General features: G+C 38.9%; 18 protein-coding genes and 1 tRNA gene. 12 read left to right on the top strand and 7 right to left on the bottom strand.

Annotated elements, in window-relative coordinates; all coding sequences use genetic code 11:
• The first annotated feature begins 90 nt into the window (after positions 1-90).
• From RI557_RS06355 to gldN, 5 genes are all read left to right on the top strand, one after another.
• Positions 91-1,077 carry a type IX secretion system membrane protein PorP/SprF gene (locus tag RI557_RS06355; RefSeq protein WP_310668746.1) on the top strand — a complete coding sequence of 329 codons (987 nt, stop codon included), beginning with the start codon at positions 91-93 and terminating at the stop codon, positions 1,075-1,077.
• A 91-nt stretch (positions 1,078-1,168) separates the two neighbouring features.
• Entirely contained in the window at positions 1,169-2,482 is a 1,314-nt protein-coding gene (locus RI557_RS06360; RefSeq protein WP_310668747.1) for an SUMF1/EgtB/PvdO family nonheme iron enzyme, read from the top strand.
• Between the two features lie 41 nt (positions 2,483-2,523).
• Positions 2,524-3,357 carry a gliding motility protein GldL gene (gldL, locus tag RI557_RS06365; RefSeq protein ID WP_310668748.1) on the top strand — a complete coding sequence of 278 codons (834 nt, stop codon included), beginning with the start codon at positions 2,524-2,526 and terminating at the stop codon, positions 3,355-3,357.
• Between the two features lie 86 nt (positions 3,358-3,443).
• Entirely contained in the window at positions 3,444-5,138 is a 1,695-nt protein-coding gene (locus RI557_RS06370) for a GldM family protein (RefSeq protein WP_310682784.1), read from the top strand.
• A gap of 7 nt (positions 5,139-5,145) precedes the next feature.
• A complete protein-coding gene (gene gldN, locus RI557_RS06375) occupies positions 5,146-6,009 on the top strand; it encodes a gliding motility protein GldN (protein WP_310682787.1) in 864 nt (287 codons plus the stop codon).
• A 73-nt stretch (positions 6,010-6,082) separates the two neighbouring features.
• Here gldN and der read toward each other — a convergent pair whose 3' ends face one another.
• Both der and era read right to left on the bottom strand, forming a co-directional pair.
• On the bottom strand, positions 6,083-7,396 hold the full coding sequence (gene der / locus RI557_RS06380; protein ID WP_310682789.1) for a ribosome biogenesis GTPase Der: 1,314 nt from the start codon (positions 7,394-7,396) through the stop codon (positions 6,083-6,085).
• 3 nt (positions 7,397-7,399) lie between these two features.
• Positions 7,400-8,284: a GTPase Era gene (gene era / locus RI557_RS06385; RefSeq protein ID WP_310682817.1), complete on the bottom strand. Its 885-nt coding sequence runs from the start codon at positions 8,282-8,284 to the stop codon at positions 7,400-7,402.
• Positions 8,285-8,533: 249 nt separating this feature from the next.
• On the opposite strand from era, the gene RI557_RS06390 reads away from it, so the two are divergent.
• Positions 8,534-8,606, top strand: a tRNA-Met gene (locus RI557_RS06390).
• A 59-nt stretch (positions 8,607-8,665) separates the two neighbouring features.
• Here the strand turns inward: RI557_RS06390 and RI557_RS06395 are convergent.
• From RI557_RS06395 to RI557_RS06410, 4 genes are all read right to left on the bottom strand, one after another.
• Entirely contained in the window at positions 8,666-10,105 is a 1,440-nt protein-coding gene (locus tag RI557_RS06395) for an O-antigen ligase family protein (protein WP_310682794.1), read from the bottom strand.
• Between the two features lie 3 nt (positions 10,106-10,108).
• Positions 10,109-11,134, bottom strand: coding sequence for a hypothetical protein (locus RI557_RS06400; RefSeq protein ID WP_310668238.1), 1,026 nt, complete (start codon positions 11,132-11,134; stop codon positions 10,109-10,111).
• Positions 11,135-11,255: 121 nt separating this feature from the next.
• Complete coding sequence (locus RI557_RS06405) at positions 11,256-12,701, bottom strand: flippase (RefSeq protein ID WP_310668239.1); 1,446 nt, start codon at positions 12,699-12,701, stop codon at positions 11,256-11,258.
• Position 12,702: 1 nt separating this feature from the next.
• On the bottom strand, positions 12,703-13,434 hold the full coding sequence (locus RI557_RS06410; RefSeq protein ID WP_310682799.1) for an FkbM family methyltransferase: 732 nt from the start codon (positions 13,432-13,434) through the stop codon (positions 12,703-12,705).
• A 71-nt stretch (positions 13,435-13,505) separates the two neighbouring features.
• Between RI557_RS06410 and RI557_RS06415 the strand changes: the two genes are divergently transcribed.
• Genes RI557_RS06415 through RI557_RS06440 form a run of 6 tightly spaced genes read left to right on the top strand, consistent with a single transcriptional unit; the run spans position 13,506 to position 20,710 of the window.
• On the top strand, positions 13,506-14,633 hold the full coding sequence (locus tag RI557_RS06415; RefSeq protein WP_310668241.1) for a glycosyltransferase family 1 protein: 1,128 nt from the start codon (positions 13,506-13,508) through the stop codon (positions 14,631-14,633).
• A complete protein-coding gene (locus RI557_RS06420) occupies positions 14,630-15,235 on the top strand; it encodes a ribonuclease HII (RefSeq protein WP_310668242.1) in 606 nt (201 codons plus the stop codon). Before RI557_RS06415 ends, RI557_RS06420 begins: the two co-directional genes overlap by 4 nt.
• A complete protein-coding gene (locus RI557_RS06425; RefSeq protein WP_310668243.1) occupies positions 15,232-15,837 on the top strand; it encodes a hypothetical protein in 606 nt (201 codons plus the stop codon). The genes RI557_RS06420 and RI557_RS06425 overlap by 4 nt, the downstream gene beginning before the upstream one ends.
• The gene (locus RI557_RS06430; RefSeq protein ID WP_310668244.1) at positions 15,834-16,622 is read left to right on the top strand and encodes a peptidylprolyl isomerase; all 789 of its coding nucleotides are present in this window, start codon (positions 15,834-15,836) and stop codon (positions 16,620-16,622) included. Before RI557_RS06425 ends, RI557_RS06430 begins: the two co-directional genes overlap by 4 nt.
• 5 nt (positions 16,623-16,627) lie before the next feature.
• The gene (locus RI557_RS06435) at positions 16,628-19,336 is read left to right on the top strand and encodes a DUF3352 domain-containing protein (RefSeq protein ID WP_310668245.1); all 2,709 of its coding nucleotides are present in this window, start codon (positions 16,628-16,630) and stop codon (positions 19,334-19,336) included.
• Between the two features lie 21 nt (positions 19,337-19,357).
• Positions 19,358-20,710: a DUF5723 family protein gene (locus RI557_RS06440; RefSeq protein WP_310682801.1), complete on the top strand. Its 1,353-nt coding sequence runs from the start codon at positions 19,358-19,360 to the stop codon at positions 20,708-20,710.
• Between the two features lie 177 nt (positions 20,711-20,887).
• On the opposite strand, the gene RI557_RS06445 is transcribed toward RI557_RS06440, so the two are convergent.
• Positions 20,888-21,880, bottom strand: coding sequence for a glucosaminidase domain-containing protein (locus RI557_RS06445; protein ID WP_310682803.1), 993 nt, complete (start codon positions 21,878-21,880; stop codon positions 20,888-20,890).
• Positions 21,881-21,896: the final 16 nt, after the last annotated feature.

Here is a 21,896-nt window from a genome sequence, read left to right on the forward strand (position 1 = left end):
GATTGATGTTAAAAATTTTTGTTAATAAAATCTTTTGACTATTTTAGCCACCACTATTAGGACAATTGCTTTAATAAAGCGTATTACTCTATGAAGAAAATTTTACTTTGGAGCATTGCTGTAATGAGCGTGACTACTGTTTTTGGGCAGCAAGACCCCCAATTCACGCAGAATTATTTTAACAGATTCTATCCGAACCCTGCAGTAGCAGGAAGTAATGACGGAATTTGCGCAACACTTATTGGGCGTCAACAGTGGGTTGGCTTTGAAGGTCGGCCTGAATCGTATCTGTTTACGGCTCATATGCCATTTACTGATCCATGGTTAAATCAGTCTCACGGGGTTGGTTTTAGTGTACTTTCTGATAAACTAGGTCAGGAGACTACCTTTGGCTTTAAGGTGTCTTATGCTTACAGAAGAGCTATTGGTCCTGGTATGTTAAGTGGTGGATTTGGCTTAGGTCTCATCAATAAAACAATCAATAATGATTGGGATGCAGTAGATGATTTTCAAGTAGATCCATCTATTCCAGATAATGGAGCTTCAGACCTTTCATTTGATATGGACTTTGGTCTGTATTACAAAATACCTAAAAAAGCTTATGTAGGTGTGAGTGTTACTCACTTAAACGGAGCTGTCCTTCAGGATGAAGATCAAAATGCTGCGAGTATTCCGGCTAACTTAGAATACGGTATGGCTCGTCATATTTATGTGATGGCAGGCTACCAAACTCAAATCATCAGTCCAGATTGGCAAATTAAGCCAAATGTATTTGTTAAGTCTGATGGTGTCTCAACTACTTTTGATATTGCAGGATTAATCGAATATCAGGAACGTTTTTGGGGAGGTATAAATTACAGGCTTCAGGATGCAGTAGGTCCTATATTAGGAGTTAATTATCAAATGCCGGGAACTGGTCTAACAGGAGGTATGTTGAAAGTTGGTTACTCGTATGATGTGACTACCTCTCAACTCAGAAAACACAGTTCAGGTTCTCATGAGTTAATGCTTAATTACTGCATGAATATCATTTCAAAACCAAAATTCGAGCGTCACAGAACAGTACGATTCCTGTAATTCTTCATAATAATTGAATAAACAAGGCGTTAAAACTGGCACAATTTAATTGTAAGATTATATTTGTGTCATCGATATAAAACACACCAGCATGAAACGATTGTTGTTTTTCTTAATAATAGGTGCTTTTGTTGCCAGTTGCGGACCACGTGAAAATGGTCAGCTAATTGGTGTGCAAAACAGACCAGCCTGGTATGATATTGATCCTTACGGAACAGTATATATACCAATGGGAAGCTTTACTATGGGGGGTAACGACCAAGATGTACCTTATGCCCATGTTTCAAAAGCGAAAACAGTTTCTGTTCAGGCATTTTACATGGATGATACAGAAATCACTAATAATGAATACCGTCAATTTGTACATTGGGTAAGAGATTCAATGGCTCTGACACTTCTAGCAGATGTAGATGAAGAGCAATACTTTATCATGGAGGATCAATATGGTAGAGAACTTGATGAGCCTAAATTGAATTGGGATGCTGAAATTCCATGGAATAGTCCAGAGGAAGATGTTCAGGATGCATTGGCTCCATTATTCTATCCTCGTGCAGAAAGAATTCATGGTATAAAGCAAATTGATACAAGAAGGTTGATCTATGAGTACACATGGATGAACTACAGGAAAGCGGCCAATAAAGGTCGTCCTCGTCATCAGTATGGTGAACCGGAAGGGTTAGATCGTACCAGCTTTATTGAAAGAGATAGGGTAGAAGTGTACCCAGATACTCTATGCTGGGTGGCTGATTTCTCTTACTCATTTAATGAGCCAATGACGAATACGTATTTCTGGCACCCTGCATACGATGATTATCCTGTTGTGGGTGTTAATTGGAAACAAGCTACTGCATTCTCTCAATGGAGAACGCAATTGTTTAACTCTTTCTTGAGAAGAGCAGGAGTTCCAATGGTTCAGGATTTCAGATTGCCTTCTGAATCTGAATGGGAGTACGCAGCTCGTGGTGGACTTGACCTTTCTTCATATCCATGGGGCTCACCTTACATAAGGAATGATAAAGGGTGCTTCTTAGCAAACTTTAAGCCTTTAAGAGGTAACTATGTAGATGATGGAGGTTTCCATACTGTAGCGGCAAATTCTTATTCACCAAATGATTACGGTCTTTATTGTATGGCTGGTAATGTTTCAGAGTGGACTAAGAATGCATATGATGAGTCTGCCTACAGTTTTTCACATGACTTGAATATGGACTACCAGTACCAGGCTGATGAAAATGATTTGCCAGTATTTAAAAGAAAAGTTATACGCGGTGGTTCCTGGAAAGACGTTGGGTATTATATCCAAAACGGAACAAGAGCATACGAATATCAAGATACAGCAAAAAGTTACATAGGTTTTAGAAACGTAATGACCTACCTTGGTAGGGCGAAAGGCGATAGATTATAATTTTATTAACACAGTTAAACTGAACTCTAAATCGATTAATTATGAGCAAGGAAATAACAGGTTTTAAACCGGGTAGTAAGAGCTGGAAAAACTTCATGGCGAAAATGTATGGTATCGGAGGCGCCATTGTAATTATTGGGGCACTCTTTAAGCTACAACACTACCCCGGTTCAAGTATTATGCTTATAGTTGGACTTGGAACAGAAGCCCTTATTTTTACATTTTCTGCGTTCGAACCCCTACATGAAGAACCAGATTGGTCAAAAGTTTACCCTGAATTAGCTGAAGATTATGACGGTGAACCTGCTGAAGGCGGCCGCGGTGGCGGTAGCGGAGGTGGAGTTTCATCAACTCAGGAGCTCGACCTTATGTTGGAGCAGGCCAAGATAGGCCCTGATCTTATTGAAAGTTTGGGTAAAGGCATGAATAATCTAGCTGATACAGCTAAGAATATGAATAATCTTGGCGATGTTGCCGGAGCTACAAACGATTTTGTTGATAATGTTAAAGATGCCTCAACAAGAGTTGGCGAGTTATCTGAATCTTATCATCACGCAGCAGAATCTCTAACTGGTTTGTCTGTATCAAATGAAGATGGAGCTACTTATGCTGAGAACCTCAAAAAGGTAACAGATAATCTTTCAGCATTGAATAATGTATATGAGCTGCAATTGAAAAATTCTGAAGATCAAGCTGAGGTATCTAACCAAATGTTTGAAAATATTCAGGAGCTTATTACTAACCTTAACAATTCAGTTGAGGATACAAGAAGATATAAAGATAACATCTCTGAGCTTTCTAATAATTTAGAATCGCTCAATACTGTTTATGGTAACATGTTATCTGCAATGAACTTCCAGAAGCCACAGAGCTAAGCTGAATTACTAGTAATTTATTAATTGTTGAATCTTATAAGAAGAGACATTGATTTGTCTCTTTTTCATAATAATAAAGGAAACAAATGGCTGGAGGAAAAGAGACACCCAGGCAGAAGATGATCGGGATGATGTATCTTGTACTTCTTGCACTTCTGGCAATGCAGATGTCAAAAGAAGTACTACTATCTTTTGTAGTTATTAATGATGCCATGGAGCAGACTAATGAAGCTCTTGCTGAACAAAACGCCTCTACAATGGCTGAGTTTGAAAAGCAGAACTCCATTAACCCAGAGAAAGTTGGGAAGTGGTTAGATAAGGCTCAAACTGTTGTTTCTGCATCTGATGAGTTGAATCAGTATATAACAGATCTTAAAAGGGTTCTTATAGCTCAAACTGAGGCAGGAGCTGAAGACAACGAAACTGCTAAGAAGAATTATGTTGACTTAAGAACTGAGGAAGGAATTCCTAAAGATTCTGTATGGAACTTACAGTTTGTTCAATCTAAGGATAAATATGACGAAGTTACTACTATCATGATTGGCCCGGAGCCAGCAAATCCTAAGGAAGGACCATTCACGGCTTTGGAACTTAAGAGCAAGATGCAAGAATTTGATTCAAAAATTGAATCTTCACTTCCAGATAAATACAAAGCTAATTGGGATATGGGATTTAATTTTGATCCTATCCGTGTAGCTAGAGATGAAGTACAGGAATGGGAATCAGCTAATTTTTACCATGTTCCTATTTCTGCCGTTATCACAAATCTAAGCCGTTATCAGGCAGAAGCAAAAAAGATTGAAGGAGATGCCCTTAAGTTACTTTTTAGTGAAATAAGTGCTGAGGATTTCAAGTTTGACACACTGGCAGTGAAAGTAATTCCTAACTCTAATTATGTGACTTTAGGTGATTCTTTCAAAGCTGATGTAATTGTAGCTGCTTACAGCACTACTGATAATCCAAAATTAGAAGTTGGACAATCAATAGATACTTCAAGTGCTAATCCTGAAGACTGGAAAGTTTTAGACCCATTAGATACTTCTAGAGTTCATGTGGAAAATGGTGTAGCTCAATATGCATATAAGCCTACTACTGCAGGTGAAGTTGAATGGGGAGGCTTTATTAAAATTAGAAAACCTGGATCTGAAGAATATGTTCCATATCCATTTAAACATAAGTTCATCGCAGCTAAACCTTCAACGGTTGTTTCACCTGTAAAAATGAATGTTGTTTACCGTGGACTTTGGAATCCAATTGATGTTTCAGTTGCAGGGTTTAGTGCTCAAAAAATTAAAGCCAGTGCTTCAAACGCTGATCTGAAAAAGATTAGTCCAGGTCAATATGAAATACTTCCAAAGAATGGTAAAGAAGTTAACGTGTCTGTTCAAGTTGAAACAGAAGATGGAGGTACTAAATCAATGGGAGAGCCGTTTAAGTTTAGAGTAAAGGATGTACCTAAACCAGAACCTTACTTTGGAACAACTACTGGAAGTGGTTCTATGACAAAAGGAGGGATTAAGGTTAATGATTATGTAAGAGCGGAAATGGAAAACTTTGATTTTGAAGGTGTAGAGTGGGATATAACAAAATTTACTATAAGTGTTTTAGTTAACGGAGATTACCTCAATGAAGAAGTTAAAGGGAACAAAGTTTCTGCTGAACAAAGAAGGCTTTTAAACGGACTTAACAGTGGAGATCGTTTAACAATTGAGAATATTTGGGCTAAAGGTCCTGGAGGTAAGACTAGAAATTTAAATAATATAATTATTGACGTTAAATAATATTATTATGACACGACTGATTCTTCTTTTCTCAATGATACTTATTAACAGTACATTATTTTCTCAGGTTTTAGACCCTGATGACTCTCCACTAGATGGAGTCTATTCTAAATCAATGCATAATGCGAATAGAGAACCTATTCCATACGTTCATTTGCGAGAAGCAGATTTAATGTGGCTCAAACGTGTTTGGAGAGTAGTTGACATGGAGGAGAAGATGAATCAGGTTTTTTATTACCCTAAAAAACCAGCTCAAGGAAGAAAGAGTCTTATGTATGTTATTAAAGAAGCTATTACAGAGTCTGGTAACATCACTGCATATGAAGCATATGATGGTACTGAAAAAAACGATATGTTTACAATTCCGATGACTCCTGAAAAAGTTAATAATGATGTTCTTTCTAATACTACTACTGAACAGAAGATTGGTCCAGATGGAGAAACTGAAGATGTAGAAACTACGACTCCAATAGAATTGAGTAAAATTACTCGTTTTATGATTAAAGAAGAGGTTTTTTTTGATAAACAAAGATCTGTACTTGAGTTTAGAATACTCGGTATCGCACCAATGGTTCCAGTTTTAAACTCTAAAGGTGAACTGCAGAGTGTCCAGGAAGGTTTTTGGATTTATTTTCCAGAAGCTAGAAGAGTATTTGCTCAGGCTGAAGTTTACAACCGTCATAATGATGTTCATAGACTGACTTATGATGATATTTTTATGAAGAGAATGTTTTCCTCTACAATAGTTAAAGAGAGTAATGTTTATGATAGAAGCTTGGATCAATATCTCTCACCACTAGATGCTTTGCTTGAAGCTGAGAAAATTGAAGATAAAATCTTCAAGTTTGAACACGATCTTTGGAGCTTCTAATCAATGAATTTACTAGACACAAAAAAGGCTACCAATTGGTGGCCTTTTTTATTGCCTCAATTATTTTTGATCTTTATTTCTTACGCATGAATATTCTTAAAGGTGTCCCTGTAAAGTCGAATTGCTCCCTTAACTTATTTTCCAGAAAACGTTTGTAGGGCTCTTTAACGTATTGAGGAAGGTTTGCGAAAAACGCAAATGATGGGAACTTCGTAGGGAGCTGTGTCACGTACTTTATCTTGATGTATTTCCCCTTTACTGCCGGAGGCGGTTGTTTAGCGATAACAGCCTGGAAATAATCATTAAGTGGTGATGTTTTAATTCTTCTTTTACGGTTCTCGTAAGCTCTGATTGCTGCATCAAGTGATTTGTGAATCCTCTGCTTGGTCAATACTGATGTGAAAATAATTTCAACATCATCAAATGGGTTTATTCTCGACCTAATCAGTTTCTCAAACTTTTTCGCTGTTTGATGATCTTTCTCGATAAGGTCCCATTTATTGACGAGGATTACAACAGCCTTATTGTTCTTCGCTACAAGACTAAATATATTCAAATCCTGTGAGTGAAAACCTTCTTCAGCATCGATCATTAAAATGCATACATCTGAGCTTTCAATCGATCTGATAGAACGCATTACCGAGTAAAACTCAAGGTCATCATGGACTTTAGACTTCTTTCTTAGCCCGGCTGTATCTACAAGAGTAAAATCAAATCCATAGGCTTTGTAATGGGTGTCTATAGAGTCTCGAGTAGTACCTGAAACAGGCGTTACAATATTTCGGTCAGATCCTGTGAGTGCATTGATGAAAGAAGACTTTCCGGCATTTGGTCTGCCTACAACAGAGATGCGCGGTAATTCCTCCGCATCTTCGTCTGGATCTGACTGTGGTTTTGGAAATTTTGCAACTACTTCATCTAAAAGGTCTCCGGTACCGCTACCATTCATAGCTGAAATGGGATAAGGTTCACCAAGTCCCATAGCGTAGAACTCTGAGGCATCCATCTTTCTGTCATTTGTATCAGCTTTGTTGGCTACTACAAAAACAGGTCGGTCTTGCTTTCTGAGTAAGTTGGCCACATCATTATCCATATCGGTGATCCCTGTCATTGTATCAACAACGAACATGATGACATCAGCCTCTTCAACGGCCAATTGTACCTGCTTGCGGATTTCATCCTCAAATACATCGTCACTTCCGGTAACATAGCCACCTGTATCAATGATGCTGAATTCCTTTCCAATCCATTCTGATTTACCGTAATGACGATCTCGTGTAACACCGCTGAATTCATCAACGATGGCATCACGCGTGCCTACTAAACGGTTGAAAAATGTTGATTTTCCTACGTTGGGTCTACCAACGATGGCTACCATGTTTGACATATCTTATTGAATGTATCCGAAGCGTTTTAGCTTATTTGCGTTGCTTCTCCAGTTTTTATCTACTTTGACATACAGGTCTAAAAAAACCTGTTTCCCTACAAATGTCTCAATATCTTTACGAGCATCAATTCCCACTTGTTTGAGCGCTTTTCCACCTTTACCGATTAGGATACCTTTTTGCGAATCGCGTTCCACGTAAATTTCGGCTCTGGTTCTGACGATATCTTTTTCTTCTTTATAAGATTCAACCACTACTTCTGCCGCGTAAGGAATTTCTTTTTTGTAGTGTAGAAGCAGCTTTTCGCGAATGATTTCTGATATGAAAAAGCGCATCGGCTTATCAGTGAGTTGATCTTTTGGGAAATATGGTGGCGATTCAGGTAAAAGTTCTGTGATCTTTTTCAGAACCAAATCCACATTGAGGTTATGAAGTGCCGAAATGGGTAGTATTTCTGCCTGTGGGAACTCTTTATTCCAAAACTCAACTTTTTCTTCTAGCTCTTTTTGGCTTGAGAGATCAATCTTATTCACCAAAACGAGGGTTGGGAGTGAAGCCTCATTAATCCTTTTTATTAGCTCAGGATTTTTAAAACCTTTTTCACCAATTTCCACAACAACGAGGAGTACATCAGCATCCTGAAGAGCATTGTACACATAATTCAACATCGATTCGTGTAACTTGTATGCTGGATCTACAATTCCGGGAGTATCAGAATAGACGATTTGAAAATCCTCTCCATTCACAATTCCCATTATGCGATGGCGTGTAGTTTGCGCTTTTGAAGTAATGATGGACAGCTTTTCACCAACCAACTTATTCATCAACGTGGATTTTCCTACATTCGGACTACCGATGATGTTTACGAATCCCGATTTGTGCAAAGTGATTTTAATTTTAGATTTCTTTTGCAAAGAAACGAAATCTTTTATTACATTTGCACTCCGCTATCGAAAAGGATGGCAAACGTTCAGAAAAATAAACCGATTTAGGTTAAAAATATATCGCGGAGTGGAGCAGTTGGTAGTCCCGCAAAAACAGAAATCTGTTGATTTCGATTTTTTGCGAGGATGCACGCGCAAAGCGCGGCACTCGTTGGGCAAAGCCCAATTACCAGTAGCACCCGCACAAACTTATATCGCGGAGTGGAGCAGTTGGTAGCTCGTTGGGCTCATAACCCAAAGGTCGCAGGTTCGAGTCCTGCCTCCGCAACTTATTTAGGCTGGTCAATCGACCGGCCTTTTTTGTTTCTGAAAATTCAAATTAAAAAATCAGCTGGCTTTTTCTATACTCTGCTCATTCTTTTCGCAGTATAGATCCATCACAACGATAACAGCTAAAAAGCCCCAGAATGGGACACTTGCTTTGTCAGTATCTAAAAAGTTATTGAGAACTCCATGAGTTAAATAAGTTGTTAAGCCGAGTATGACAGACATTAAAATAGCCCTGTCACGCTTGTGTTTAAGCTTGTAATATAGAGGGATTCCTGTATAATAGAGCATGAAAACAATCAGCAAAAATGTAACCATTCCCATTACTCCCTGTTCGGCTAAAGGACCAAAATATTCGCTGTGAGCTGTTCCAAGGTCGCCAAAGTTCGTTGAGATAATGGTCAGATCCGAAGAGTGTTGGTAAGGAGCATACAAAAAGGCATAAGTTCCCGGGCCTTTACCCATCACAGGATCTTCAGCGAACATTCTAAATGCGGATTTCCATCTGTTAATACGTTCCAGGTTTGAGGCATCAGTAGCCACATTCGTAATTGACTGAACGTGCTCTGCCAAATCTCCTGATGAATCCTGTCGGTTTTGTTCAAGCTCTTGCAGAATCGTTGTTTGAAAAGAAAAGACCAACGCAACTAACGTTACTCCCATTAGAGATAATACCCACCACCTAATGCGCAATTTGATTAGTATAGCCAGAAATATAGCAGCAACAACACTCACCCAGGCAGCTCTTGTGTAGCTCATGATCAGTCCAATCAAAAAGATGAAAAAGAAAAAACCAGAAATAATCTTAGCATCAATTTTGAATTTTTCATCAAACATGAAATTGAAAAGCAACGGGATGAACATCGCAATCAAAGCTCCATAGCTCGTGTGATCGTTGAAAAATGGAGCCATTACCCAGTGAGCAGCTTTCTCATCAAAAGCTCTAACATATTGTCTGGACATTGTATAGATAATCACAAACGTCATCGGGATGATGTACATCCAAAAATACTTAATCAACAGATCTCTGTATCGAAACATCTGTACAGCGATAAAGTAAAATGTCACAACAAACCACAATCTTGAGATCAAAAACTTGAAAGAAACAAGTGGTAACTCACTGGTGATTGATGTCAAAAACATCCAAATGAGATTGATGAAGATAGCAATACTAATAGGATGCTTTACTATTCTCATGTCGTACCGATGATCGTAAAAAACCTTGAAAAGGAATACGAGCATGGCTCCGAACATGAGCGGATCAGTAGGTAAAGTAAGTCCAAAACCGCCACCAACATTGTCAATTGTGATTGAAACTGGAGTGACAAAAACAATCAATAGCATCAGCCAGTGGAGCCTGAAGAGGGCGAGATAAACGATAAGCAGGGCAACAGGTAAAGCGAGAAACCAAAGCACCTCGAAATACAGGAACAGGGCTGCCAATACAATGAAAGCCAACCCAGATCCGTAAACCCATTTTTGTTTTAAGCTATCCAGCACAAACTATTTATTTTCAGAAGATCTCAACCTACGGAAGTTCTCGTAACCGATGATGACCAAAATTGTCAATAGAAATGCAGAGAGTGTTGATACAACAACAATCAGCCACCTTACAGGATAAGCTTTTTTCTCTTGAGGTACTGCTCGGTTCACAACGAATTTGTGCGATACACTTTGGTTGGCATCAACTTTAACTTCTTCGTACTTTCCCTGAATGAGCACAAAGCGCTCTCTCAAAAACTCGAGGTTTTCAGTCATCGACTTGTAAGCAGATCCATATTTGGCGAGCGTATCGAGTTTTGCGTCAAGCGTCTTAATCGCCCGTTGATTATTGTTTGAAATTGCTTCGTAATAAACCTTTGTCAATTGCTCAATTTGCTTTTCGTACTCGTGAACTCCTTTGTTCCTCAAAATAGTTAATGAGTCATCGAGTGTTTGCATATAGCTACTGAGATCTTCATACTCTTTTTTGATAACCACGAGAGCATCTCTAGCTCGATCACGAAGCATTTCATTTTTAGTTGAATCGACAAGTGAGGCAATATCATTTGCAATATTAGCTGCCATTTGCGGGTCTTTATCAAGCACATCAATCCTTATAGAGTTAAACTCAGTTCGTTTGAAGTTGACATTGCTTTCCCATTTCTTAGCCAGACGCGTTTTAGCATATTCAGCCTCAGGGTCAATTTCATAATGCTCCATTAAGTTGTACTTGCCCCAAATCTTCCACTTGATTTTGTCAGAGTTCAAAATCTGTAGCATCGCCTCAGCCTGTTCCTCCTCACCAAAAGTGGAAATGTCGTTTTTCCCCTGAGCATCTTCAGTCATCACTGCCTTTGAAAGAGAACTGTTTTGAGCAGGGAAAAAGATAACGCTCGAATTGTACTTTTCCTCAATCAGTAGCGAAACAACTGAACTGACAATTGCGGCTACAATAGAGACTATGATTAAAGGTTTTCGGTATCTGAGCAGGAAAACGATCAGGTTACTCGAGTCGAATTCAGCTTTGTTTGGGGTTTGATCAGTCATGAAATATTGATTTTAAAGCGCCAAAAATATGAAACGAACATAAACAAACTTTCATCACACTTCTATAAGTACTATGATTTAGTGTTTATGCTAAAAGAAAACTGAAAAATTCAACGTTTAATCAGGTTCTATATTTCAACAAATTAAATAAATCTTTTAGTCTGATTAGCTTTAAGAGGAATGCACCTGTAATGGTCAGAACCGGGATAGCGAAAACACCAACATATTTAGGGATTTGCGTTTCCTTTTCAAGATATATGAGTGCTGCCATTAATACGATTAACCCAAGTGATTTCAAGAGATCTTTTTTATGAATTTTAAGATCGTTGAACTTATTGGCAGCAACAAATTGTGCAATCGCTACACCACTTTGAGTAACTGCTGTAGCCCATGCAGCACCCAGGGCTCCATAACTTTTGATTAAAAACCAGTTGAGGATAACATTTACTACTATTCCGGCCAGCGATAGAAGGTTCAATAACTTCATCTTTCCCTGAGCAGTGAGCAAGGTCCCGTAAATGTAGTTAGCAGCCATTGCAATGAAAGCGATCATTAAAACAGGGAAAATAGATGATGTTTTTTCCAATTCTGCTTTGTAGAGTAAATCAATTAATTCACCTCCGTAAAACCAGGACCAAATAGAAATTATCACAGCCGGAATAAGTAAAAGCCTTACAGTCCAATCGACAATTGGCCTTACTGATTCTCTGTTCGCGATGAGTTTTGAAAAAACAGGAAGTAATAGCGTGGCAAACAAAAAAGCAAACATATTGGCCGCTTCATAAACTTTGTAGCCTTGTGCATAAATACCTGCCTCAGTAGTTCCGTTTGGTAAAAGTCGCTCAATCATTACCGAGTCTATTCGCGTGTAGAATGACATGAGTAATGTTAAAAGCGCAAAAGGATAGCTTTGTCTCACGACTTTTTTGAGCAGTCCTTTTTTTATCGTCCATTTGACTTTCACTCTTTTTCCCGCCATTACGATTACAGCATAAACGATGGTTAAAGCGTAAGCTATCGTTTGTGCCCAGGCAAAATGGAAAATGGAGAAGCCGGCTTTATTTGGTTCTGACCATAAAAGAGCGCCACAAATCACGATCATTAATATGCGATCCAAAACAGAAGCTACACTATCCCACTTGAAAAGGTGAAGGCCGGCTAAGTTTGACCGCAAAAACATGAGAGCTGAAGAAAGAAAAAGATTGAGCGCAATGATCCACAACAAATCGAGATAGTGTGATGGATATTTCATCACCCAAACACCTAAGATCATAAGAACTGCGAGATAGATGATGCCTAAAAGCAGCTTAACGCCTGATATTGTTACGAAATGATTTTTGACGAAGTAATTGTCCTGCGCTACCTGTTTATTTGTGTAGTTGTTGAGTCCGGCATCGAGGATAATGAAAAATAAATACCCAAAATTGAGCAATGAGAAATAAGTTCCAAACTCGGTTGGGCCCACGGCATTTTGCACCATAACGGTGATGCCTAAAATCCAAAAGGGTTTAACCAAAAGATTTAGGCCGAGCAAAAAAGCCAGGTTTCTCAAAAACTTTTGCTGCAATTTAAAGGGTTTTAGTGCTAAAGATGAAGTTTTGAGTGTGGTGTGACTCCGGATTATATGGGGTAACCTTTTTATCTACAACAACATAACAGGTGTAGCCTAAATTCTTTAAAAATTCAAAGCATTTCTCCCTGTTTTCGTTTTCCCAAAGTTCAGTATAAATAATGGGAAGGTGTTGTTTTAAAAGCTGTTCTCCTCCTTTGAGTACGAAATACTCAAAATTCTCAACATCCAGTTTAATGCCACTTACACGCTCATTCTTCAACTCGGTTAGATCATCTAAACGAAATTGTTGGGTTGTTATTTTTTCACCCTCCGTAAAATCTGTGATCGATTCGTGATTGACATGACTCAACCCCTGCATTTTTACATCATCAACGACAGGAACAATCATCTCAATTTCATCACGGTCAGAGCCGAGCGCAAAATCATAAACCTGTACATTTTGTAGGCCGTAATGGTCGATGACACTGTTGAGCGCTTTTATGTTTTGGGGAATGGGCTCAAATGCTTTTACAGATTGACATTTTCTAGCCAAATGAACACTCATAATGCCAATATTGGCTCCAATGTCTAATACTGTCGATTCCCTGGGTAACAATTCCAAAAAAGTGAAAAAATCACGTTCCTTACTGTCCCATTTGAGCGTATTTATTTTAAATCTGGCGAAGGTGAATAAATAGCGCTCGTAGCCCAGTATGTTTTGTAAAAGGTATTTGATTCTTGTTTTCAAGGCGGTCAAAGATAGTTTTTTCCTCAAGTAGAATAAGGGATTACTTATTTTCGCAAACCAACGAAAGAAACATGAAAATTGCTGTCAATACAAGATTATTGTTGCCAGGTAAACTTGAAGGGATTGGCTGGTTTACATACGAAACCATGAAACGTATTGTAAAACAGCACCCTGAGCACGAGTTTCACTTCATCTTTGACAGGTCTTACGATGCTGATTTCATCTTTGAAGATAATGTAAAAGCTCATGTTTTGAATCCGCCAGCTCGTCATCCAATTTTGTTCTACTTTTGGTTTGAGTGGCGACTTCCTGGTTTATTGCGTAAAATAAAGCCTGATGTATTTCTCTCACCTGATGGCTATCTCAGCTTGTCATCCTCTGTCAAACAATTAGCAGTAGTTCATGATATTAACTTTGAGTATTACCCGTCATTTTTACCATTGGGAGCAAGGATCTATCTAAAAACATTTTTTCCAAAGTTTGCTCGCAAAGCGACAAGGATAGCTACGGTATCAGAGTTTTCTAAAAAAGACATCAGTTCTCAATACAATATTGATAACTCATTAATTGATGTGGTTTACAATGGAGCATCTTCAATTTATAAACCGGTTGATGAGAACGATAAAAAGAAAGTAAAGGCAGAGTTCACGAATGGGAGTGATTATTTTGTTTACGTTGGCGCTATACAGCCACGAAAAAACATCACGAATTTGATGCTGGCATTTGAACAGTTTAAGATTGATTCCGGATCTGACCAAAAGCTCGTACTTGTTGGTGAAAAGAAATGGTGGAGTAAAAAACAGGAAGAAACATTTGAATCGCTGGCGTGCAAAAAAGATATTATCTTTACCGGTAGGTTAGAGCAGGATAAACTCAATCAGGTTCTTGGAGGTGCCATGGCTCTGGCATACGTTTCTTTATTTGAAGGTTTTGGAATTCCAATTCTCGAAGCTATGAACTGTGATGTTCCGGTTTTGACTTCCAGTGTGACTTCAATGCCAGAAGTTGCCGGAGAGGCAGCTCTTTTAGTAAATCCTTTTACGGCCGAGAGTATCGCAGAAGGAATGTTGGAGTTGTATCAAAAACCGAAGTTACGCCAGGAACTTATCCAAAAAGGAAGAGAACAAAGAGCGTTTTTCAATTGGGAAAAAACAGCTGACTTACTGTGGCAAAGTATCACTAAAACAGCCAATCAATGAGTTTGCTTTTGCAACATACACCTGGAGTAATAGAAGCGGGCTGCGATGAAGCTGGGCGTGGCTGCCTTGCCGGACCTGTAGTTGCTGCAGCTGTTATTTTACCAAATAATTTTGAAAATGCACTACTCAATGACTCCAAACAGCTTTCTGAGAAAAATAGAAATGAGCTGAGGTCAGTTATTGAAAAAGAAGCATTGGCGTGGAAGGTCGCTTTTGTCGATCACGAAGAAATAGATGAAATCAATATCCTGAAAGCTTCTTTCATGGCGATGCACCGCGCAATTGACGGACTCAAAGTTAAACCTGAATCTCTACTGATTGACGGAAACCGGTTTGTTCCTTACTATAGTATCAAACACCACTGTATTATCAAAGGAGATGGGAAATATTTGAGTATTGCGGCTGCGAGTATTTTGGCAAAAACGCACAGAGATCAGTACATGGAGGAACTCCACGAAAAGTTCCCTGATTATGGATGGTTGAAAAACAAAGGCTATCCTACAAAGCAACATAAAACAGCAATTGCAAAAATAGGCCCGTCACCTTTTCACCGTAAAAGTTTCAACTGGAAAATCAGGCAAACTAAGCTCAAGCTGAAATGAGAAAATGGCTTTTGATAATCGCTCTCTTTTTGACCTCTGCTGTTGAGGCGAGCCATTACATGGATTATGTAATCTTCAAGCAGGATACTTTTTTTCAGGGATATTTTGATGATTCTATCGTTCCTCAAAGTAAAGATGGCGTTTACCTCAAGCCTGTTTTTAAAAACCGGCTTTTTGGAACTACACGGGAAGAGTTTTTTGAAGTCGTGAAGAAAGATCTTTATCCAAAATCTCATCAATTTATTTCGATAAGCTCAAAACTAGATACGTGTTTTGTTGAAGTGGATTCATCCATTATGAAATCCATTCATCCTTACAGGTTCCACAATGAAATGCTGGCTACTCTAACGCATTCCTCGTTGTGCGATGTGGTTTTGATAAATGTATCAGGTGAGCGTGGTGAGGCTCTGACCATGAAAGACCTTGAAGCGCCTTATTTTACGATGATTCGCGATTCAGCATATATCAAAGAAGAAACCGTAAAAGAAACACGAAAAATTGATGATATTGGCAAAATACAGCCCCTTGAAATCATTTTACTCACCTTTGCTGCTGTATTTGCATTGACAACCTTATATTTAGCACTAAAATCGAAAAGATGATGAGATTTTTTCAAATCGTATTGATCAGTTTATTCTTTGCAAGTTGTGGAGGTTCACAGTCAGAACCGAAACAAAAAAAGCAGCCAACGAACAAAATAGACAATAAGGCCCAGCCAAAGAAAAAAGAGCCTAAAGAGAAGACTTATCCTAAGCTCAATAACAAAAACGCGGCTGATTTTCTACTCGAATACGGCAAGAAAAACAATGAAACTCGCGCTGTCATCAAAACGAGATTGGGTGATATTCAGGTGAAGCTATATGAAAACACTCCTGTTCACCGCGCAAACTTTGTCTACCTCACCAAGAGAGATTACTACGATATGACTGAGTTTTACCGCGTAGCTGAAGGTTTCATTTGCCAGGCAGGTAACAGCGATTCGTGGGATACGCAAAAACTGAGAGCTAAAATTGGTCATTACACGCTCATGCCGGAATATGTGAAGTCAAATATCCACAAGTACGGATCCATTTCTGCAGCACGTCAATACAAGAAAAACCCTGACGAAAGATCTTCAGGTTATGAATTTTTTATTTCAACGGGAAGGGTTTATTCAAAAGCTGAGCTAAAAGCTATTGAAAAGGAAGAAGGAATTACCTTTACTGAAAAGCAGCTAGAAGCTTACTCTACTGTTGGAGGGAATCCTTATTTAGATGGCGACCACACAGTATTTGGAGAAGTGATTAGCGGAATGGATGTGGTTGATGTTATCGATACACTTGAAGTTGATCGCAAAGAATGGCCAAAAGACATTGTGCCTATTGATGTTGACATTGTAAACGAATAATTTTTATGCTGAAAAGAATAATCCTCTATGTTTTTATAGCTCTAATGATTGGAGCGCTTGTTTGGGTTTTCCTCGACCTGCGACAAGCGAATAAACCGGTAAAAAGTGCGTTGTATGCTATTCCTCAAAGTTCGTCAATTGTTATTGAAAACGATAACCCATTTGAAACATGGAACAGGATTGCCAATAAAACTGTGATTTGGGAGGAGTTTAAAACGCTTGATGGCTTTCAGTATGCTGATTCGTCCTTATTTCACCTCGATACTTTGCTCCAAAAAGATGAAAGTTGGCACACACTTTTAGAAAAAGAAAAAACCTATCTCGTGTTCAATCACAACGAAAACGGAGCGGAATGGGGTTGGCTCATGAAGTTCCCCGCTAACTATGACTATTCAGAGCTCGAAGGGGTTTTGACTCAGTCGCTTGAAGCGAAGAAAGACTCTGCCGGATCTTACTCGTTGAATATTCACGAGAAAAGCTTTTTTGTGCAATTCAAAGAGCAAATGGTGGTTGTGTCTCCTGCGAAAAAGTTCATTTCCAAAACGCTTCAAACGCTCGAAAGTGATGAGTCGCTCGCTTCAGATTCGCTTTTTAATGAGGTGTACAAAACAGCCGGTTCAACGAATCATGGTCACGTTTTTGTCAACTACCAAAATATTTCTGCTATCGGTCAGAACCTGATTAAAGCTGGCGATAAAGAGGTTTTCAAAACTGTTACCAATCATTTTGCTGAGTGGTCTGTCATGGATATTTCAATGAAATCTAACGAGGTAATGCTCAATGGATTTACGAATCTCGATCCGCTCAATAATCAATTTTTGGGAACGTTCTCTAATCAGAGTCCGCACGATCATGATGCTGCTAAGATTTTACCTGAAAACACAGCTTCATTCATTCACTTTGGTTTCTCAAATTACCTCAACTGGTACGAGCACTATCGCCAATGGCTTGAAAAAACGAGTCAGCTCTACAGCCATGACAGCCTTATCAAGGAACTTGAAGTGAACTATAAGTTGACATTGGAAAAAGATGTTCTTCCATGGATTGAGCACGAATCGGTATTGGGTTATTTGGATGATGAAACACTCAACCACAGAGATCGCTATTTCGCTGTTGTTAAGACCTCAAATGAAGTACTGGCGAGCAAAAAGTTAAAAGCAGTTTCAATTGAAAGTGCTGAGCCACGCAGTTATCGCGATTATGAAATCCATCAACTCAAAACAGGAAAACAATTCTCCCTGGCATTTGGCAGACACTTCAAAGCTATTGAAAAACCGTATTACACCATTATCGATCGGTTTGTGATTTTGGCAAATGATGAGCGTACGCTAGTGAAAATTATCAATGATTATTTGGCTGGTGAACCGCTCATCAAAAAGGAATCGTTTGCCCAGTTTAACGAGAGCGTTTCAGAAGAGTCAAATGTATTTTTGTATTGCAACCCGGCAGCATCATCTAACTTGTTGATGTCTTTCGGATCTGACCATTTAGATCAATTTATTGCAAAGAATAAATCGTTCATCAAGAAATTCCAGGCAATTTCATTGCAGTGGAGTCGAGAGAGTGATAATCTTTTCTATCAAAACGCATACCTGCTTCACAATCCGGTTTACAAAGAAGAAGTTCACTCGCTTTGGGAGTTGGCACTCGATACAACAACTTCTATGAAGCCTGCTGTGGTGAAAAACCATTACACCGGGGCAAATGAGATTTTTATTCAGGACGATAACAATACTGTTTACCTGATCAGTAACACGGGTAAGGTGTTGTGGAAGAAGCAAATTGAAGGTAAAATTATCAGTGAAATCGAGCAGATTGATGTTTACCAAAACGATAAACTTCAAATGATTTTCAACACTGATGAAGCTGTTTATTTGCTAGATAGACTTGGGAACAATGTGGAATCTTTTCCCGTGAAAATTGCTGGTGGAGGATCAGCCCCTATAACTGTTTTAGATTACGATAACAATGGTGATCACAGGATTTTGGTTCCGACCAAAACAGGAGATTTACTAAACCTGAATAATAAAGGTGAGTCGGTTAAAGGCTGGGTGTTTGAAAAGCAGAAATCGGCAATTGTGAGTAAAGTACTTTACACGGTAATTAAGCGTAAAGATTACCTGATTACTGTCAACGAGAAGGGGCATGTTTACGGACACAGCAGGAGAGGAAATGTGAGGCTGGAAATGGAGGAAGTACTGCCTGTTCACGGGAATTCGATTTTTTATTTACACGCCAACAGCTCGCTCGAATCGAGTTACCTGTCAACTGCCGATTCGTTTGGTTTGGTGCATAATCTTCTCTTAGATGATCGTTTGGTAAAGAAAGAGCTGGGTGATGTCCATACTCCAAATATCTATCTGCATGCTGATATCAACATGGATAATAAACCGGATTATATCGTAGCTGATTCATCAGGTGTGAAGGCCTGGAGCGATGATGACGATGAGTTGTTGAATTATGAACTGGATAACGAGGTTCCAACATCGCTCAATAATTACCGGTTCCAAAATACAAGTGCTGTAGGCGTTTCTTTCAAATCTAAAGATGAGATTTTGCTCATCGACAGGACTGGAAAGCTATGGCCTCATTTCCCTTTGAGAGGTGGAATGCCTTTTTCAATTTCAGATCTCAATGACGATGGCTCATATAACTTGATAGTTACAGATAAAAATGGGATATTGTACACTTATCTGTTAGATGAAAAAATGTAGTTCTAAACAAACCCTTTGCTGATGAGAAATTTGATACTACCACTGTTGTTTTTCCTGTTTTTGTCTTTCAATATGAATGCTCAGCAGGAGACGATGCTTTACGGTACATCGAGAATTCCGCAGAGTTTTAAGCTCAATCCGGCAATGATGCCATCAACTAAATTGAACATTGGAATTCCAGCCACAAACATGTTTTTTGAAGTGGGTAAATCAAAGTTCAGAACCCAGGGCATAGTAACCAGAAGTGGTGATGGTTACGATGTTGATGTTGACGCGCTCGTAGATGGTTTTGAGGATCGGAACCAGGTTTTTATGAACTTTTCGAGTGAGATTTTGCACGGTGGATTTAAGTTGGGTAACAACTATTTTCAATTCAATATTTCAGAACGCATTGGAATCAAAGCTGATTTTCCTAAAGAACTGGCAATCTTGTTTCGTGAAGTTTACGAAGAACGCTATATCAATCAAAACTTAGCAGTTAATAACATCCGTTTTAGTGGATATCACACCCGCGAATTTGGATTTGGTTACAGTCGTAAAATAAATGATAAACTCAATGTGGGTGCTCGTTTAAAGTTGCTTTACGGAGTGAGTAACTTTTATGCAGAAAGTACAGATCTCTACGTTGATACTCAATTAAGAGATGAGCAGGATGAAGTGGGTGGAAATATAACGTATCAGTTTAGGAGCTCAGGGTATGAAAACTACAACGAGGGGAATATTGAAAACATCCTTTACGCTAATGGCAATTGGGGTGCCGGGTTTGATTTAGGAGCTGAGTATAAATTCACTGATCGCATTTCAGCATCGGCCAGTATACTCGATTTAGGGTCGAGTATTCGATTCAGGAATGACAACCATAGTTACGAACAAACAAATATCAATGTGAGCCTGCAGCCAATGGATTTAGTCGCTTTTTATTTTCAAAACGATTCATTGTCTGTTGAGGAACAGGTTCAAAAGTTTGCTGATAGTCTCCAGTCTGAAGTTGACCCGGTTGAGAATGAAGATGCCTATACATACTCTATCCCAACCAGACTATTCATCTCAGGAACATTTGACATTACCAAAAAGCACAGCGTTACTTTGATCAATCAAAATATATTTAGTGAACAGCAAAACATCAGTTATGTGAAAGCTGTTTATCGCGGTCAAATCAAAAACTTTTTTACCGGAATTGTCGGGTATGATTTTTATAACCCTTACACAAAGTGGACAAACCTTGGACTTGGTTTTTCCATCAACGGAGGGCCTTTTCAGTTTTACCTGATGACTGAAGATTTTGTTTCAGTTCTCATCAGGCCTGATGATCAAATTCAGCCAAACTTACGAATTGGGATGAATCTCACTTTTGGGAAAAATGATGATGAATAGGTTACTTAACGTCAATAATGGATAAGAAATGTTTTTCTGGCCTATAGCTTTTAGCGGTTGGCTTAAAAACTTCTTGAATCCTAAGCTTTCAATCAATTAAAACCACCATTAAAATTCCTTCGCCTCAGCCTTGGCCTCAAACCTCCCAACCTACAAACACCAAACTAACATTTGCGGTTACTTAAAAAGCTTGAACTTTTCGCTGACAGGCTTTGGCTTTTTCGATTGGAGATACATTTTTTGACCGGGCTCAGGCTCTTCGCCTTTATCCATCCTGTTTTTTCTTCTCAACGCACCATCCTTGATGCCAAAACGCTGTGAGATTTCCCACATACTGTCGCCTTTTTTGGCAGTGTAGAATTTTTGAGAGCCTTTGTATTTTTTAGGTTGGAGGTAAACTTTAGAACCTTTTTCAAACTCATAACCGCGATCAACGTCATTGTACATCTTGATTTGCCATCTGCCCATTTCCATGGTTTTAGCAATTTCGCCAGGCGTTTCACCACCTTTTGCGGTCAGGTATTCAATTTCATTCCTTGTTTTGCTCACAGCAGGCTTCGGATTCAAATTGACATCTTCAAAACCGCTATTGTCACTCCCTCTGTTGTTAGATCTTTTCTCTTTTTTTTCGCTATTATCAGCCATTGCCGGCTCATCTACGTCTTCGCCCAACGCGATTTGATCGTAAACATAGAGTTTGTTATCTTCAATGATTTTGATCAGTAACTTAGGGTACTTTGGATTTGTAGCATACCCTGCTTTTTTGAGTTCTTTAGCCCAGGATTTGTAGTCCGTTATATCTTGTTTAAAACAGTTCTCGTAACGCGAACGTTGTAAGAAATCACTGTGATCAGCGTAAGAATCATAAACATCTTCGTAAACGCGAAAACACTCGCTTCGTTTATCATCATCGTGGTAAGTCCTTCCACCTCGCCAGCTAGAGTGACACTTAATACCAAAGTGGTTGTTTGATTTTTTTGCCAGCTCGCTATTTCCGTTTCTGCTTTCGAGCAGTGCCTGGGCAAGCGTAATACTGGCCGGAATACGGTATTCCCGCATATTCTTTATGGCCAAATCCTTGTACTTTTCAATGTACTCCTGGCGTGTTAAGTCCTGCCCAAAAACAGTAATGGTCAGAACCGTAAACAACAGCGTTGATATTATGCGCACTTTTCTCATTTCAAGC

Origin of the sequence: Salibacter sp., assembly GCF_031581065.1 — a bacterium.
GTDB lineage: Bacteria > Bacteroidota > Bacteroidia > Flavobacteriales_G > Salibacteraceae > Salibacter.

Coding starts and splice junctions, on each gene's coding strand:
- RI557_RS06355 (WP_310668746.1), top strand. CDS start 91: ATGAAGAAAATTTTACTTTGGAGCATTGCTGTAATGAGCGTGACTACT.
- RI557_RS06360 (WP_310668747.1), top strand. CDS start 1,169: ATGAAACGATTGTTGTTTTTCTTAATAATAGGTGCTTTTGTTGCCAGT.
- gldL (WP_310668748.1), top strand. CDS start 2,524: ATGAGCAAGGAAATAACAGGTTTTAAACCGGGTAGTAAGAGCTGGAAA.
- RI557_RS06370 (WP_310682784.1), top strand. CDS start 3,444: ATGGCTGGAGGAAAAGAGACACCCAGGCAGAAGATGATCGGGATGATG.
- gldN (WP_310682787.1), top strand. CDS start 5,146: ATGACACGACTGATTCTTCTTTTCTCAATGATACTTATTAACAGTACA.
- der (WP_310682789.1), bottom strand. CDS start 7,396: ATGTCAAACATGGTAGCCATCGTTGGTAGACCCAACGTAGGAAAATCA.
- RI557_RS06400 (WP_310668238.1), bottom strand. CDS start 11,134: ATGACTGATCAAACCCCAAACAAAGCTGAATTCGACTCGAGTAACCTG.
- RI557_RS06415 (WP_310668241.1), top strand. CDS start 13,506: ATGAAAATTGCTGTCAATACAAGATTATTGTTGCCAGGTAAACTTGAA.
- RI557_RS06420 (WP_310668242.1), top strand. CDS start 14,630: ATGAGTTTGCTTTTGCAACATACACCTGGAGTAATAGAAGCGGGCTGC.
- RI557_RS06425 (WP_310668243.1), top strand. CDS start 15,232: ATGAGAAAATGGCTTTTGATAATCGCTCTCTTTTTGACCTCTGCTGTT.
- RI557_RS06430 (WP_310668244.1), top strand. CDS start 15,834: ATGATGAGATTTTTTCAAATCGTATTGATCAGTTTATTCTTTGCAAGT.
- RI557_RS06435 (WP_310668245.1), top strand. CDS start 16,628: ATGCTGAAAAGAATAATCCTCTATGTTTTTATAGCTCTAATGATTGGA.
- RI557_RS06440 (WP_310682801.1), top strand. CDS start 19,358: ATGAGAAATTTGATACTACCACTGTTGTTTTTCCTGTTTTTGTCTTTC.